The following is a 15,170-nucleotide window of genomic DNA, read 5'->3' on the forward strand; positions in this document are numbered from 1 at the left end:
ATTCACTTGTCAAAGATTGTCAACTCATGATCTTCTCGCTTTTTACGACTGGTTTGCTACTTTAAAGTCCAGTACCGTTAACGATAAAAACATGTATTTACGGCGTTTTCCTGACAGGCCGGCGGACAACCGGTAACCGCCAGCCAGGCAGGGCCAACCCCGGAATACCACCTGTGGTCCAGACATTGGCATGCATTCATGGAAGGTAAGACCCTGAAACCTGATCTCCGCGTTCCCGAACAGAAAACGGCCAGCCTGTCGTTCTGTGACACGACGCCCAAGGCGTTCCGGGTCTGGATAGACCAATTGCCGATGGCCAATATCGGCGAGGTGTCACGACAGCTTTACCACGCCATTATCGAACTGAATCACCTTTTCCTGGCGCCCCAGCAGCGCATGCAGTTCCTGGAATTGATTCGGGAAAAGATTCATTTTGTCTGTAATGAGCTCTCCCGCCACTACCTCGGTCTTGCCGTGGCGCTGCCCGAAAAACAAAGGAAGATCGCCAATCTGTCCCAGGCGCTCCAATTACATCTGGCCGGCGGCTACAAGCTGTGCGTTCTGGACTTTATCGACAACGGGGGACTGGACAAGAATCGGCGCCAGATTGCCACAGCCGCACACCGGGCCATTTCCGAGCTGTCGGCAACCATTCTGAGATCGCACCAGCTCTACTGCCCGAGCCCCGCCCAGAGCTGGCTGGAGTGCCACCGTCTATTCCGGTTTGCACACCGCAACAAGCTCTCAGTAGTACAGGTGGAGGACGACACACTTCAGCATCGCCGCACCAGCTCGGTCGCCGACAGCTACAAGCGTATCCTCCTGCTGGGCTGTGCGCGCCCGAATCAGCTGCGACAGGCTGAGCTTCTGCACGTCTATGAACTCTTCGAATCCTGGACGGACCATACCCGGTGCGGACCGGATGTTGAGGACGACAGCCTGTTTGTAATCAACATGGAACGGGACAACCCGCCGGTTTACCGCAGCCTTCTCGAACAGAAACCAGGTGACGACAGCTTCGGCTTTGATACCCGGGATCTCTCGGCGATGCTGTCGGAGACGCTCCATGCCCGTCGCGAGCACAAAGATACCGACCACGAACTTCAGGTGCCGGCAAAGGTAAGCGACACCCTGCTCACCCACCTCAGCCAGGCCCTCGGCATTCTCGCGAAGCGGAACTTCAACCGCATCGCGAGCCAGGGGTCCCTTGAAGTCTGCGCGGGCCTCACAGCCGCGCACTACTTCATTGCCGGCGAGAAAACCTTTACGGAATTCGTGAATGGCAACGACAACGGCCATCATGAAGAAGAAAACCTGTTCGTGCGGTCGTCGCGCCAGAAGCAGGACGCCTGGTCAGGCGCCCACGACGCCAGTCCCAGCGACGAACGGCTTCACGCCGACGACACGCCGATCAACTTCAAGGGTTCCTACGGCAACTCCCAGGCCCCGTCGACCGACCGGAACCGGCCAAAATCACACCACTCTTTCCTGATCAACACCAGCCCCGGTGGCTACTGCGTTGCATGGGAAAGCAATGTGCCTCCGTCATTGCAGGCCGGCGAGGTTCTGGGCGTTCGTGAGCAAAGCTCACATCCCTGGAGCGTGGCGGTGGTGCGCTGGATTCGACAGATCAAGAACCAGGGCACCCAGGTGGGCATTGAGCTGCTCGCACCGAGCGCTTCACCCTGCGGTGTGCGCCTGATCCAGAAAGTGGGCAACAGCAGTGAATACCTGCGCGGCCTGCTGTTACCGGAAATCAGCGTGGTCAACCAGTCAGCCACACTGATCACGCCTCGCCTGCCATTCCAGTCGGGCAGCCGCATCTCCCTGCTCCATGATGGCCGGGAAGATCAGGGTCAGTTGTCTCGCAAAGTGTCCTCTACTGGCAGCATCAGCCAGTTCGAACTCAAGCTGCAGAACGCGGCAACGCTGAATGCTGGCGCACCGCCTGCATCATCCGGAGCCAGCGAGGACGAATTCGACTCGCTCTGGCCATCTCTGTAAGGTCTCCAAACTGAGACACCGGAAGCCTTCAGAGGGTTGTTATTGATCGGCAACCCCTGCATCATTCAGCGTTAGTGAATGAACCGTGTATCACGAGATGCCCTTCGAATGCAGAAAAAGAACGCGACCGTACACCTGCTGATTCTGGATCCATCGCAAAACGATGCCGAATCACTGGTCAGCCTGCTCCGTAACTCCGGCAAGGCTACCCGAGCCCACAGAATCACCTCGGAAGAAGATCTGGAAGAAACGCTCAAGGCCGGAAACTGGGATTTGCTTCTGGCCCGCGACCTGGAGCAGGAATTTTCGGCCGACGACGCCCTCGCCATGATCCGCCGGATGGACAAGGACATTCCGTTCATTCTCCTGACGGAAGAAGAAAGCCGGGAGCGCACCGTAGGCATGATGAAGGCAGGCGCCCAGGATACGGTGTCGTTCGAGCACACCGATCTTATTGTGCTGAAGGTCAATCGTGAGCTGGCAGCTCTTGACGAACGTCGCCGGCGCCGTGTTCTGGAGTCCCATCTGCGGGAAGCGGAACAGCGGTGCCAGTTGCTGCTGGAAAGCTCCAAGGATGCGATTGCCTACATCAATGATGGCATGCACATCTACGCCAACCAGTCGTACATGGAGTTTCTCGGGTACGATGACATCGACGATCTAATCTGCGTTCCGGTGCTGGACACCCTCACCCCGGAAAGCCAGGAGAAGTACAAGGAATTCATGAAGTCGTTTGCCGAAAAGGGCGAAGACGGCATGACCATGAATTGCACGGCTCGACGCAGCGACGACCACGAACTGAACGTGACCATGTCGGTCTCGGCCGCCACCTACGACGGTGAGGAATGCACGCAGATCGTTCTGCAGCCGGAGCACAGCGACGCAGAGCTGGAAGAAAAGCTGCGCCAGATCAGCAGCCAGGACCTTCTGACCGGGCTGTATAATCGTCAGTACCTGATGGATGCACTCGCTGAAGCAATCGCCAACGCCGGCAAGAAGAATGAAACCGGTGCACTCGCCTACATCGCCCTCGATAACTTCATGAGCATGAAGGGCCAGGTGGGCATTTCCGGCGCCGACCTGCTGCTTGGTGATCTGGCAAACCTGCTCAAAGAGCAGGCCGGTGGCGACCTTGCCCTGGCCCGGTTGAGCGATGATGCCTTCAGTCTGCTCAGCCAGCCCTGCGATGAATCTACCATGGCAGGGCACGCCGAGCGCATCCGCAAGGCGGTTGAGGACCATCTGTTTGATATCAATGGCCGCACGGTCCAGTTGACCGTGAGCATCGGTGTCGCCGCGATTACCGAGAATTCGCCGAAGACCGAGGAACTCATGGCCAGGGCCCATACGGCATCGGCGGAAGTACGAAAGCTCGAAGGTCATGCAGAGGGCAACGGTGTGGTGGTCTACAACCCCGCCGACTTCGAGGCTCTGGATCAAAGCAATTCGGTGGAAGCGATTCAGAAAGCTCTGGAAGAAAACCGCTTCCGGCTGCTGTTCCAGCCGATAATCAACCTGCGTGGCGAAGGCGAGGAACATTACGAGGCCTTCGTGCGCATGCTCGACAAGGACGATGAGGAAGTCTCACCCTATGACTTCCTGCCGCCAACAGGTCCGAGCGACACCGCGATCAAGATTGACCGCTGGGTTATTCTGCAGACCATCAAACAGCTGTCCAGCCATCGCTCACGGGGCCACGATACCCGCCTGTTCCTCAATGTGACGGCCGAAACCCTGCAGGATAAAACCTTCACTCCCTGGCTGAGCGTTGCCCTGAAAGCCGCACGGCTGCCGGGCGATTCCCTGATTTTCCAGATCCGGGAAGGCGATGCCAACAACTACATGAAGCAGGCGAAAGACTTCACCAAGGCGGTGCACGAGCTTCACTGCAAGGTATCCATCTCCCAGTTCGGCTGCGCCCTCAATCCGTTCAACACCCTGAAACACATCGATACGGACTATGTGAAGATCGATGGTTCCTTCACGGAAGAAATCCAGAAGAGCGACGAGGCCAAAGAACAGGTCAAGGAAATGGTCAAGAGCCTGCAGTCCAGCGGTAAGCTCACCATCATCCCGCTTGTGGAGAATGCCGGCGTTCTCGCCACCCTGTGGCAGGCCGGCGTGAACTATATTCAGGGCTACTACCTGCAGGCACCAGTACCTGAAATGAACTACGACTTCGGCGACAACTGAGCCTGAACGGCTCAGAAGTCGGCGTTTTCCAGACTCTGATTGGTTTCGCTCTCACGGAAACCAATCAGGTACAGGATCGCATCCAGCCCCAGCGTCGAAATCGCGTGGCGCGCTGATTCCTTGACCAGGGGCTTGGCGCGGAAAGCCACCCCCAGGCCGGCCTGGCTCAGCATTGGAAGGTCATTGGCGCCATCACCGACGGCAATAACCTGTTCCCGGGAAATATGCTCTTTCTCGGCGATTTCCAAAAGCAGTTCTGCCTTTCGCTTGCCGTCGACAATCTGCCCGGAAACCTTGCCTGTGACCTTGCCATCCTCAATTTCGAGTTCATTGGCGTAGATGTAATCGATACCGAGTTTGCGCTGAAGGTGGCGCGCAAAGTAGGTGAAGCCGCCCGACAGGATTGCGGTGCGATATCCCAGCGCCTTGAGACTGAGGATCAGGTGCTCTGCACCCTCGGTCATCCGCAACCGCGAGGCGATTCCCTCGAGGACCGATTCATCCAGGCCTTTCAGAAGTGCCAGGCGCTCGGCAAAACTCTGGCTGAAATCCAGCTCGCCCTGCATGGCCCTTTCGGTAATCTCTGCCACCTGCTCCCCGACTCCGGCCTCCGCAGCCAGCTCGTCGATCACTTCGGCTTCGATCAACGTGGAATCCATGTCAAAGACCACCAGCCGGCGATTGCGGCGGAAGATGGAATCTTCCTGGAAGGCGATATCCACATTCATTTCGCCAGCGATATGCAGGAAATCCGCCCGAAGTTTCTCAAGATCTGATGGTGTGCCTCTTACCGAGAACTCGACACAGGCGATACGATTGTCTGCGGCATTCAGCGAGGGCCTGGCAGACAGGCGTGAGATGTTATCGATGTTCAGACCATGACGCGCCGTGATGGCGGAAACCCGGGCAATCTGCTCGGCTTTGATATCCCGGGCAAGCAGCGTCACGATGTAGCAGGCCCGGTTCCGGGCCGCGGCCCAGGATTGGTACTCCTCGACGGTGATCGGCGCAAACCTGACCTGCAGATCCAGAGCGTGTAGCCGGAACAGCAAGTCACGAATGACGGGCGAGGATTTGGATTCATCCGGAATCTCGATCAGAATGCCCCACGTCAGGTGGTCGTGGATGACCGCCTGTCCGATATCCAGAATGCGCACATCATAGCGCCCCATGATGCCGGTGATTTCCGACGTCAGGCCGGGCTTGTCACGCCCGGAGACATTAATCAGTACCAGTTCACTCACTGTCGGTACCCTCGCTGTCAGAGCCCGCCTCTTCCTGCGCTCGTGCGGCGGAAGGAATCACGTCAATGCCATCAACCCGTTGCAGACCCCTTGGCAGCTTGTGGCCGCGGCGCCCCCGCTCTCCGAGGTAGTGCTCGAGGTCCGCGAACTGCAACCCCATCTTGCGCTTGCCGGCCCGTATTTCCAGCTGGTCATCCTCGGCAAATACTGCTACTGCCACCACATATTCTTCACGGCTCTGAACCCTGGCCGAGGGAATGCTGATGATCTTGTTGCCTTTACCCTTGGCCAGTTCCGGCAATTCGCTAAGCGGGAACACCAGCATCCGTCCCTCGTTGGACACCGCCCCCAGATACAGCGTTTTCTCGGTCGTCGGTATGGTCAGTGGAGGCATGATCCTCGCGCCCTTGGGAACACTGACTACTGCCTTGCCATTGCGGTTCTTACTGATCATGTCGTTCAGCGATGTAACAAACCCGTAGCCACCGTCGGTAACCAGCAACGCCTTACGGGACGGATCTCCCATCAACAGGCCTGAGAAGCTGGCACCGGAGGGCGGGTTGATGCGCCCCGTCAGCGGCTCACCCTGGCCTCTGGCAGATGGAAAACTGTGAGCCATCAAGGAATAGGCGCGCCCGGTAGAATCCAGGAATATCGCCTGTTGGTTGTTCCGTCCCCGGGCCGCGAGGGAGAAACGGTCACCGGCTTTATAACTCAGACCTTCCGGCTCAATGTCATGCCCCTTGGCGGCGCGAACCCAGCCTTTTTCAGACAGCACAACCGTAACGGGGTCGTTCGAGATCAGGTCCACTTCACTGAATGCCTTGGCCTCCTCACGCTCGACTATCGGTGAGCGGCGATCATCGCCAAAGGTCTGGGCATCCGCTTGCATCTCGCTCTTGATCAGTTCGCGCAGGCGATCCTCGGAACCCAGAATGGATTGGAGCTCATCCCGTTCAGCCGCAAGCTCATCCTGCTCGCCCCGGATTTTCATTTCCTCAAGCTTGGCCAGGTGGCGCAACTTGAGTTCGAGGATGGCTTCCGCCTGGTCCGGGGACAGACCGAACCTGGCCATCAATTCGGCCTTGGGCTTGTCTTCAGTGCGAATGATCTCGATCACCTCATCGATGTTGAGATAGGCGATCAACAGGCCTTCCAGAATGTGCAGGCGTGCAAGCACCTTGTCCAGGCGGTGCTGGAGACGGCGGATGACAGTGGTGCGCCGGAAGGTCAGCCACTCGGTAAGGATCTGGTGCAATCCCTTCACGCCCGGTCTGCCATCGTTGCCGATCACATTGATGTTGACCCGATAGGTTTTCTCCAGATCGGTGCTGGCAAACAGGTGCGCCATCAAACCATCCAGATCAACCCGGTTGGATCGGGGCACGATCACCAGGCGGGTCGGGTTTTCATGATCGGATTCGTCACGAAGGTCCGCCACCATCGGTAGCTTCTTGGTCTGCATCTGATGGGCAATCTGCTCCAGAACCCGGTTGCCAGAGACCTGGTGCGGCAGATCCGTAACCACGATCTCACCACTCTCGCGGATCCACCGTGCCCGCATCCGCAGCGATCCGCGGCCGGTTTCGTACATCTGCCGGATGTCTTTCCGGGGGGTGATGATTTCTGCTTCAGTCGGAAAATCCGGGCCCTTGATGTGCTCGCAGAGTTCATCAACCGTCGACTCCGGCTGATCCAGCAAGCGTATGCAGGCTGCGGTGACTTCCCGAACGTTATGCGGCGGGATATCCGTGGCCATACCAACGGCGATACCGGTGGTGCCATTAAGCAGAACATGGGGCAACCGGGCCGGAAGCACTGACGGCTCATCCATGGTGCCATCAAAGTTGGGCACCCAGTCCACCGTTCCCTGCCCCAGCTCGCCCAGAAGCACTTCCGCAAAAGGCGCCAGGCGGGATTCGGTGTAACGCATGGCGGCAAAGGATTTGGGATCGTCCGGGGAGCCCCAGTTACCCTGCCCGTCCACCAGGGGGTAACGATAGGAAAAAGGCTGGGCCATCAGCACCATGGCTTCGTAGCAGGCGCTGTCGCCATGGGGATGGAACTTACCCAGTACGTCACCCACGGTACGGGCAGACTTCTTGTACTTGGAAGTGGATTTCAACCCCAGCTCGGACATGGCGTAGACGATCCGCCGCTGAACCGGTTTCAGGCCATCGCCGACATTCGGAAGTGCCCGGTCAAGAATGACGTACATGGAGTAATCGAGATAGGCCTTTTCCGTGTAATCCCGGAGCGAAACCCGCTCGAAGCCTTCATCCGTTGTCTGAAACTCTGGCATGGATGCCTCTTTGATTGCCTGTGTTGCCTGATTTGAATACCGTCGGTGATGCTACGCCCTGGCCCCGGAATAATCACCGGTTAGCAGGAGCGCACATTATATGGAGCAAGGCGCCGATACACCAACAACCTGCGGATTTATTGGCCAAAACTGCCGAGGCGTCGCACAGACGTCTGATTCCAATAGCGGAATTCCCGCATGGAGAGTCCGTAAGGTGAGCCGTATGCTCCGTCGAAGTGAATAGAAGACCGTTTTACTTCTCTGACAAGCGGAACACTATGAAACCCAACATCAAAGCCTGCGGGCAAGCCATGGTGACAGCCATGGTAAATGCGGTTCTGGCGGTGGCACTGATGCTCCTCGTGGAGTTTGCAATCAGCGGCAGCTTCCAGATTCCCGAGCCCTACCTTTGGGCGGGTTTGCTGATCTGGCTGGTCATCTTCGCGGGACAATTCTGGCGCCAAAGGCACCTGTGCAAATCTTGTGAAACAGACAGGTCATCGTCAGATCATCCACAGAGCGAATCCACGCTCTGAACCAGCCAGAATGCGGCATTTGTATTCACGGACAATCATGATGCATCGTAGAGGGGAATCCTGAAGTGAGGTTCCGGGCCTGCGCCCGGAACCCCCTCTGACAGGGTCAGCCAGTTTTACTGCCGGATACCTTCGACAGAAATGATGATCTCGACAGTCTCGGAGGCCTTGCCGAGATCCATCGGGATGCCAAAGTCTGTCAGGCGAAGCTCGGTTTCCGCTTCAAAACCCATACGGTAGCCACCCCAGGGATCGTCCCCGTGGCCAAGCATTTCGGCATCGAGGGTCACTTCTTTTGTCACACCTCGGAGGGTGAAGTCGCCGATGATATCGGCCTCGCCTTCTTCATCCAGCACCACGCGCTTGCTCTTGAACGTTGCTTGCGGAAATTCGTCCACATACAGGAAATCTTCGCTGCGCAGATGCTTGTCGCGCTCGGCGTGATTGGAATCCACACTCGCAGTATCGATCGTCACGTTGACAGTGCTGTTCTCCGGATTCTCGGCGTCGTAGACAAACTCGCCGTCGAAATCGTTAAAACGACCGTACAGCCAGCTGTAGCCAAGGTGGGAAATCTTGAAGGTAATGAACTGGTGAGTGCCCTTGGTATCAAACGCATAGGTGCCGCTGTGCTCGTTGGCCTGGACTGCACCTACAAGCGCCATCGACACGGCCGAGGCAAGCAGAACTTTTTTCATGGTTATCTCCCTTGTTGCATTGGTGCCCGACTTCCGGGCGTTAAACGATAAAAAACGGCCGGCCAGTCACTTCCCTAGCATACGCCGTAACGTGCGGTCGCGATCAAGCAGATGATGTTTGAAGGCGCCAGCCGCGTGAATGGCAGCAAGACCGACAATGGCCCAGGTGGACCAATAGTGAACTGTTCCGGCGATGTCCTCCATTCCCTTTATCTGGCCAGTGACCGATGGCACTTCAAACCAGCCGAACACGCTGATCGAAGACCCGTCGGCGGTCGATATCAGGTAGCCGCTGACCATGGCGACGAAAATCAGCACGTATAGGAGAAGGTGGGCTGCATGGGCGCTTCGAATCTCCCAGCTCTTGTGCCCATCCAGCGGATCCGGCGAAACATTCACCGCTCTCCAGACCACCCGGAAAAGCATCAATAAAAACAGCAGTATGCCAACGCTGCGATGAATATCCGGACCGCGGCGATACCAGTCGTCGTAATAGGACAAATCCACCATCCAGAAGCCGAGCCCGAACAGGCCGAAAACAGCAAGAGCAACGACCCAGTGATTCACGATGGTTACAAGACCGTAGTCGGCTGAGGTATTCCTGATTTGCATGATGAAAATTCACCCTGTTCCCTGGTTACATCGTTGAAGCCAAGTCTAGAAACTTGGTTGTGCGAAAAAAATCAAAATCTTTTGCAGCGGTACATCAGAAATTCTGACTATTCGCCCGGGCTTTTGCCTTTGGTCGCATAGGGGTTTTACGGATTGTTCAAAATTATAGCAACGATAAACTTGGCTCATAATTGAATGCCCCGTCTGGGGCCTCATTGACCGAGAGGACAGGACATGGAACTCGAATTCGACGAAAGCGTGGTTGTACCCAGTAATAACTGATTCTCTGGCGGTCCGTCCGGACCGCTGGGCTCCCCTCTCTTCTTTCCTCTTGCAGACCCTCAAAGATACAAACCGTTTCCAGTTTCTACATGAAACAGTGGTAATAAACTCGGTTTTTTGGCAATCTTCCTTCCAACTATCAGTAACTTCTCGATTTTTCAGGCGAAACCTGTACTGATAAAAGACAGTTCAGGCGCCAGAGTGGGGCGACTGATGCGTTCGTTCAATCAACCAGAATCATCTATGTCGAGACGCCTCCCTGAAAAGCTGACAGCTCCGGAAGTGGACCTGTTGTCTCCTATGCTGAACAGGGACGATGACACATGGACCGCAGATTTTCGCGGACTGACGTTGAGAACAGCGCTCCAGCCGATTTACAGCATTTCACACAAACGTATCGTCGGCTATGAGGCCCTGATCCGGGCCTTTGATACGGATAACTCCGCGGTACTGCCGCTGCACCTGTTCCAGCTACCGGCCTCCGAGGCTGAGAACCTTCTCCTTGACCGCCTTTGCCGCTATCTGCACATACGCAATTACAGCGGCATTCGCGATCAGCTGAACTGGCTGTTCCTCAACGTTTCGCCCCAGGTGGTAACCAGCGGCAGCCAGGCCGATTCGTTCTTCGGACAGCTTCTGGCCAAAACCGGCCTACCTCCACACCGGATTGTTATGGAAATAGTTGAGCAACCCACAGACGACGCCGAAAGGCTTCGGGAAACGGTTGCCTACTACAAGAAACTGGGCTGTCTGACGGCCATTGATGATTTCGGTGCCGGCCACTCCAATTTCGAGCGAATCTGGAACCTGTCACCCGACATCGTGAAACTGGATCGACAACTGCTTACCCGTGCGACAGATGATCACAAGGCACGCCAGATTCTGAACGGCATCGTGTCACTGCTGCACCAGTCCGGCTGCCTGGTTCTTCTGGAAGGCGTGGAAACCCGTGATCAGGCAATGATTGCGATCGATGCGGGCGTGGATTTCGTTCAGGGCTTCTATTTCCGCAGACCGAGCACAGACCTCGACCAACTGAGTCACTCACCCGCCGATTTCGATCATCTGTTGCAGGAATACAAAACCCGCAACCAGGTTACCCTGGATCCGACCCGGCAACTGGTGGACTTTTTCAGTGGCTTCTTCGACCACGCAATCACGAAGCTTCGCAGCGGGATGAGCATGCAGCAATCCTGTCTAGAATTGTTGAACCACCCAGCCGTTTCCCGCTGCTACCTGGTCGACGACAAGGGCGTTCAGATGGACGACACCCTGGTTTCCGATGCGGGCACACGCAGTATGGACCCGCGTTTCAAACCCCTGGAGAGCACCAGCAGCGCCGACTGGTTTCGCCAGCAGTTCCTTCGCCAGGCGCTGGCTCAACCGGAAAGCCTGCACGTAACCGCCCCCTACCTTTGCGTCACCGGAGCCTATATGTGCGTGACCCTGTCACTGGGGTACTACCAGGACGGCAAGCTTCAGGTGCTGTGCTGCGACATTCTCGCCAACCCGACCGAACAGCGCTCATAGACCGGGAGTGATGTCGTAGACCACGGCAATAACCACAACGGTAACGGCGCCAACAAACACGTTCATGGGTAAACCGACCCGCACGAAATCACCGAACCGGTAACCACCAGGCCCGAATACCATCATGTTGGTCTGGTACCCAAGCGGCGTGGCAAAACTGGCGGACGCGGCCATCATCACCGCAATCACAAACGGCTCGGCGGCCACCCCCATACTGTTCGTCATCGACAGAACGATGGGAATGACCAGGACCGCCGCCGCATTGTTGGTAATAACCTCGGTCAGGACCGACACCACGAGATAAACCAGCAGGATCGTTAACAGTACGTCGCCCTGACTGAATTCAAGGATGCCTGCAGCCACAAAGCCTGCCGCGCCGGTCTGTTCCAGAGCCGCGCCCATGGCAAAGGAGGCCGCAATGGTAAGGATCACCGGCACATCCACGGACTTCTGGGCCTGGCCCACCGAGCAGCAGCCAGTCAGAATCATTCCTGCGGCGCCCAGCAGGGCCGCGTTAAGCATGCTCAGGGTGCCACAGGCAGCGAGACCCACCAGCACCAACAGGATTCCCCAGGACAGCCACGCCCGGTCATGCCGGGGTGTCTCGGTTTCCAGGTCATTAATAAGCAGAAAGTCCTTGTTATAGCGCTGTCGGCTGACAAACGCGGGGCGGGCCTCGAGAAGCAGCACATCGCCAGGTTTGAGGCGGATATTCCCAAGGTTGCCGGAAACACGCTCCCCACCCCTGGCAACGGCCAGCACAACCGCACCGTAACGGTCCCGGAACCGGGCGTCGCGAATGGTCAGCCCCAACACATCGGACTGGGGCGACAATGCCGCTTCAACCAGACGCCGTTCCGCCCGATCCTTGCTCAAGCTCGGCTCGTCTTCATGGACTGACGGGACGATACCGTTTATCCGCAGGAGGTCGGAAATGGCCTGGGTATCACCGGCAAACACCAGACGATCGCCACCCCTGAGTCGCTCCTCCGAGGGCACCGCCGTAACCACGCTGCCATCGCGTTCGATCTCAACCAGATACAATCGCTCAAGCTCCCGGAGCCCGGCTTCACCAACAGTCTTGCCGACCAGCGGCCCGTCAAACGACACCGCGACCTCCAGGGTAAACTCCCTCATGGAGCCAAATTTCTGCTGATCCTTACGATCCGGAAGCACACGGGGCATAACAAGCAGCAAAGCGGCCACGCCGATCACCGCCACCGGCAGCCCGACCGCCGTGATCGAGAAAATGGAGAAGCCCTCTTCGCCGGTTAGCTGCTGGTACTGGCCGTTGACGACCAGATTCGTGCTGGTGCCGATCAGTGTCAGGGTACCCCCGAGAATGGCGGAGTAGCTCAGGGGAATCATCAATTTGGACGGTGAGATACCGATCTTGCGGGACCACGCATGCACCGCCGGGATCATGGTGGCGACAACCGGGGTGTTGTTGAGAAAACCACTGAGAAGGGATACCGGGAGGGCAATCCGTGCCTGGGCAGAACGAACGGTCTTGGGATTGCGAAGCAGGTGGTGCACCAGCAGATCGACACCGCCGGAATGATGAATGCCCGCAGCCACCACAAACATGGCAACCACGGTGATCAGACCACTGTTGCTGAACCCGGCGAGCGCCTGGTCCGCGGACACAATCCCGCTGGCACTGAGCACCACGAGCACACCCATCATCACCAGATGGGGCGCAAATCGCCCTGCACTCATCAGTATCAACGCGGTGCCTGCGAGGCCCAGCGCAAACCAGCCCTGCCAGTCCATCAACGGTTCTTCCCGATCAGAAAACTGGCAGGATAACGACTTTGCAGAAGACAGAGAAAGAATAAAGGATGCTTTTTATAGCATCTTATAGAATATTAAACTTCGATGTCCGCCATGTTGCCGTAGGTCTCGAGCCACGCCCTTCGATCGGATGCGCGCTTCTTGCCCAGCAACATGTCCATCCGGCTATCGGTATCATCCCCGTCTTCGATGGTCAGCATGACCAGGCGACGGGTGTCCGGGGCCATGGTGGTCTCACGCAGCTGAAGCGGGTTCATCTCACCCAGACCCTTGAAGCGGGTCACCGAAATCTTGCCCTTGCGCTTCTCCGCGGCAATACGGTCGATAATGCCCTGCTTTTCATGTTCATCCAGGGCGTAGAAGGTTTCCTTGCCCAGATCTACCCGATACAGCGGCGGCATGGCAACGAACACATGGCCGGCGGCAACCACAGGGCGGAAGTGTTTGACGAACAACGCGCACAGCAGCGTGGCAATGTGAAGGCCATCCGAGTCCGCATCAGCAAGGATGCAGATCTTGTTGTACCGAAGGCCATCCAGCTGGTCAGAACCGGGATCTACACCAATCGCAACGGCAATATCGTGAACTTCCTGGGACGCCAGGATCTCGCCCGAATCAACCTCCCAGGTATTGAGGATTTTCCCCCGAAGCGGCATCACCGCCTGGAACTCCCGGTCCCGGGCCTGCTTGGCGGAACCGCCTGCAGAATCACCTTCTACCAGGAACAGCTCGGACCGGGCGGTATCCCCACCGGAACAGTCCGCCAGCTTACCCGGGAGTGCGGGGCCCGAGGTGACTTTCTTGCGGGCCACCTTTTTGCTGGCTCGCAGCCGACGCTGGGCATTGCTGATGAAGAGCTCAGCTAGTGCTTCTGCCACATCGGTGTGCTGGTTGAGCCAAAGGCTGAAGGCATCCTTGACCACGCCGGAGATGAAGGCCGCGGCCTCACGGGAAGACAGACGCTCTTTGGTCTGCCCTGAGAACTGGGGCTCCTGCATCTTGAAGGACAGGACATAGGCTGCCCGTTCCCAGATATCTTCCGGAGAGAGCTTCACGCCACGGGGTAGCAGGTTGCGGAACTCGCAGAACTCGCGCATGGCTTCAAGCAGGCCGGTACGCAGCCCGTTCACATGGGTGCCGCCCTGGGCCGTGGGAATCAGGTTTACGTAGCTTTCCATGATCGCTTCGCCGCCCTCGGGCAGCCACTGGATGGCCCAGTCCACCGCTTCCTTGTTTCCGGAAAAGCTGCCGGTAAACGGCTCAAGCGGCACAACCTCGATATCGGCCAGGGCCGTGCGCAGGTAGTCCCGCAACCCGTCTTCGTAAAACCATTCGTCTTTTTCCCCGGTTTTTTCCTGGAGGAAAGTAACCGTCAGGCCCGGACACAGAACCGCCTTTGCCCTCAGGTTATGGCGGAGCCGGCTAACGGAAAAATTGGGGCTGTCGAAATAGGTTACGTCGGGCTTGAACTTCAGGCGGGTACCGGTGTTGCGCTTGCCCACGGTATCGATCACTTCAAGCTCGGACGCTTTGTCGCCATTGGCGAACGTCATCCGGTGCAATTGGCCATCGCGCTTGATGGTTACTTCCAGATGGGTGGACAGTGCGTTGACTACGGATACACCGACACCGTGGAGACCACCGGAAAAGTTGTAGTTGCCCTGAGAGAATTTGCCGCCGGCGTGCAGGCGGGTAAGGATCAGTTCAACGCCAGGCAGGCCTTCCTCTTTGTGCAAATCCACGGGCATGCCGCGGCCGTCATCTTCAACGCTCAGCGAGCCATCGCTGTACAACACCACGTCGATGCGTTTGGCGTGCCCTGCCAGCGCCTCATCCACACTGTTGTCGATAACTTCCTGCGCCAGGTGATTGGGCCGACTGGTGTCTGTATACATCCCCGGCCGCTTGCGCACCGGATCCAGGCCGCTCAGTACTTCAATAGCATCGGCGTTATATTGTTGCTGGCTCATGGGCA

At 57.4% G+C, this 15,170-nt stretch carries 10 protein-coding genes; 4 read left to right on the forward strand and 6 right to left on the reverse strand.

Annotated elements, in window-relative coordinates; all coding sequences use genetic code 11:
* Positions 1-198: 198 nt before the first annotated feature.
* Together AC13E3_RS22420 and AC13E3_RS22425 are read left to right on the forward strand one after the other, a co-directional pair.
* Positions 199-2,004 carry a GTPase gene (locus AC13E3_RS22420; RefSeq protein ID WP_286801583.1) on the forward strand — a complete coding sequence of 602 codons (1,806 nt, stop codon included), beginning with the start codon at positions 199-201 and terminating at the stop codon, positions 2,002-2,004.
* A 108-nt stretch (positions 2,005-2,112) separates the two neighbouring features.
* Entirely contained in the window at positions 2,113-4,197 is a 2,085-nt protein-coding gene (locus AC13E3_RS22425) for an EAL domain-containing response regulator (RefSeq protein WP_008174106.1), read from the forward strand.
* An 11-nt stretch (positions 4,198-4,208) separates the two neighbouring features.
* Here AC13E3_RS22425 and serB read toward each other — a convergent pair whose 3' ends face one another.
* Complete coding sequence (gene serB, locus AC13E3_RS22430) at positions 4,209-5,441, reverse strand: phosphoserine phosphatase SerB (RefSeq protein ID WP_008174104.1); 1,233 nt, start codon at positions 5,439-5,441, stop codon at positions 4,209-4,211.
* Positions 5,434-7,743: a DNA topoisomerase IV subunit A gene (parC, locus tag AC13E3_RS22435; RefSeq protein WP_273017347.1), complete on the reverse strand. Its 2,310-nt coding sequence runs from the start codon at positions 7,741-7,743 to the stop codon at positions 5,434-5,436. Before parC ends, serB begins: the two co-directional genes overlap by 8 nt.
* 278 nt (positions 7,744-8,021) lie before the next feature.
* Here parC and AC13E3_RS22440 point away from each other — a divergent pair, with 278 nt between their 5' ends.
* Positions 8,022-8,279 (forward strand): hypothetical protein, encoded by a 258-nt coding sequence (locus AC13E3_RS22440; RefSeq protein ID WP_053112721.1) that lies wholly within the window; start codon positions 8,022-8,024, stop codon positions 8,277-8,279.
* Positions 8,280-8,395: 116 nt separating this feature from the next.
* Here AC13E3_RS22440 and AC13E3_RS22445 read toward each other — a convergent pair whose 3' ends face one another.
* Positions 8,396-8,977, reverse strand: coding sequence for a YceI family protein (locus tag AC13E3_RS22445; RefSeq protein WP_482902574.1), 582 nt, complete (start codon positions 8,975-8,977; stop codon positions 8,396-8,398).
* 66 nt (positions 8,978-9,043) lie between these two features.
* The gene (locus AC13E3_RS22450; protein WP_104269898.1) at positions 9,044-9,589 is read right to left on the reverse strand and encodes a cytochrome b; all 546 of its coding nucleotides are present in this window, start codon (positions 9,587-9,589) and stop codon (positions 9,044-9,046) included.
* A 525-nt stretch (positions 9,590-10,114) separates the two neighbouring features.
* On the opposite strand from AC13E3_RS22450, the gene AC13E3_RS22455 reads away from it, so the two are divergent.
* The gene (locus AC13E3_RS22455) at positions 10,115-11,401 is read left to right on the forward strand and encodes an EAL domain-containing protein (protein WP_482902575.1); all 1,287 of its coding nucleotides are present in this window, start codon (positions 10,115-10,117) and stop codon (positions 11,399-11,401) included.
* Here AC13E3_RS22455 and AC13E3_RS22460 read toward each other — a convergent pair.
* Complete coding sequence (locus AC13E3_RS22460; protein WP_053112725.1) at positions 11,396-13,174, reverse strand: SLC13 family permease; 1,779 nt, start codon at positions 13,172-13,174, stop codon at positions 11,396-11,398. The two genes, AC13E3_RS22455 and AC13E3_RS22460, sit on opposite strands and share 6 nt — an antisense overlap.
* 95 nt (positions 13,175-13,269) lie before the next feature.
* Entirely contained in the window at positions 13,270-15,165 is a 1,896-nt protein-coding gene (parE, locus tag AC13E3_RS22465; RefSeq protein ID WP_008174087.1) for a DNA topoisomerase IV subunit B, read from the reverse strand.
* Between the last annotated feature and the right edge of the window lie 5 nt (positions 15,166-15,170).

The sequence above is a fragment of the Marinobacter sp. L-80 genome, assembly GCF_056859395.1.

Bases quoted from the DNA above. Each gene is read 5' to 3' on its own strand.
- parC (WP_273017347.1), bottom strand. From the start codon at position 7,743: ATGCCAGAGTTTCAGACAACGGATGAAGGCTTCGAGCGGGTTTCGCTC.
- AC13E3_RS22455 (WP_482902575.1), top strand. From the start codon at position 10,115: ATGTCGAGACGCCTCCCTGAAAAGCTGACAGCTCCGGAAGTGGACCTG.
- AC13E3_RS22440 (WP_053112721.1), top strand. From the start codon at position 8,022: ATGAAACCCAACATCAAAGCCTGCGGGCAAGCCATGGTGACAGCCATG.
- parE (WP_008174087.1), bottom strand. From the start codon at position 15,165: ATGAGCCAGCAACAATATAACGCCGATGCTATTGAAGTACTGAGCGGC.
- AC13E3_RS22445 (WP_482902574.1), bottom strand. From the start codon at position 8,977: ATGAAAAAAGTTCTGCTTGCCTCGGCCGTGTCGATGGCGCTTGTAGGT.
- AC13E3_RS22450 (WP_104269898.1), bottom strand. From the start codon at position 9,589: ATGCAAATCAGGAATACCTCAGCCGACTACGGTCTTGTAACCATCGTG.
- AC13E3_RS22460 (WP_053112725.1), bottom strand. From the start codon at position 13,174: ATGGACTGGCAGGGCTGGTTTGCGCTGGGCCTCGCAGGCACCGCGTTG.
- AC13E3_RS22425 (WP_008174106.1), top strand. From the start codon at position 2,113: ATGCAGAAAAAGAACGCGACCGTACACCTGCTGATTCTGGATCCATCG.
- AC13E3_RS22420 (WP_286801583.1), top strand. From the start codon at position 199: ATGGAAGGTAAGACCCTGAAACCTGATCTCCGCGTTCCCGAACAGAAA.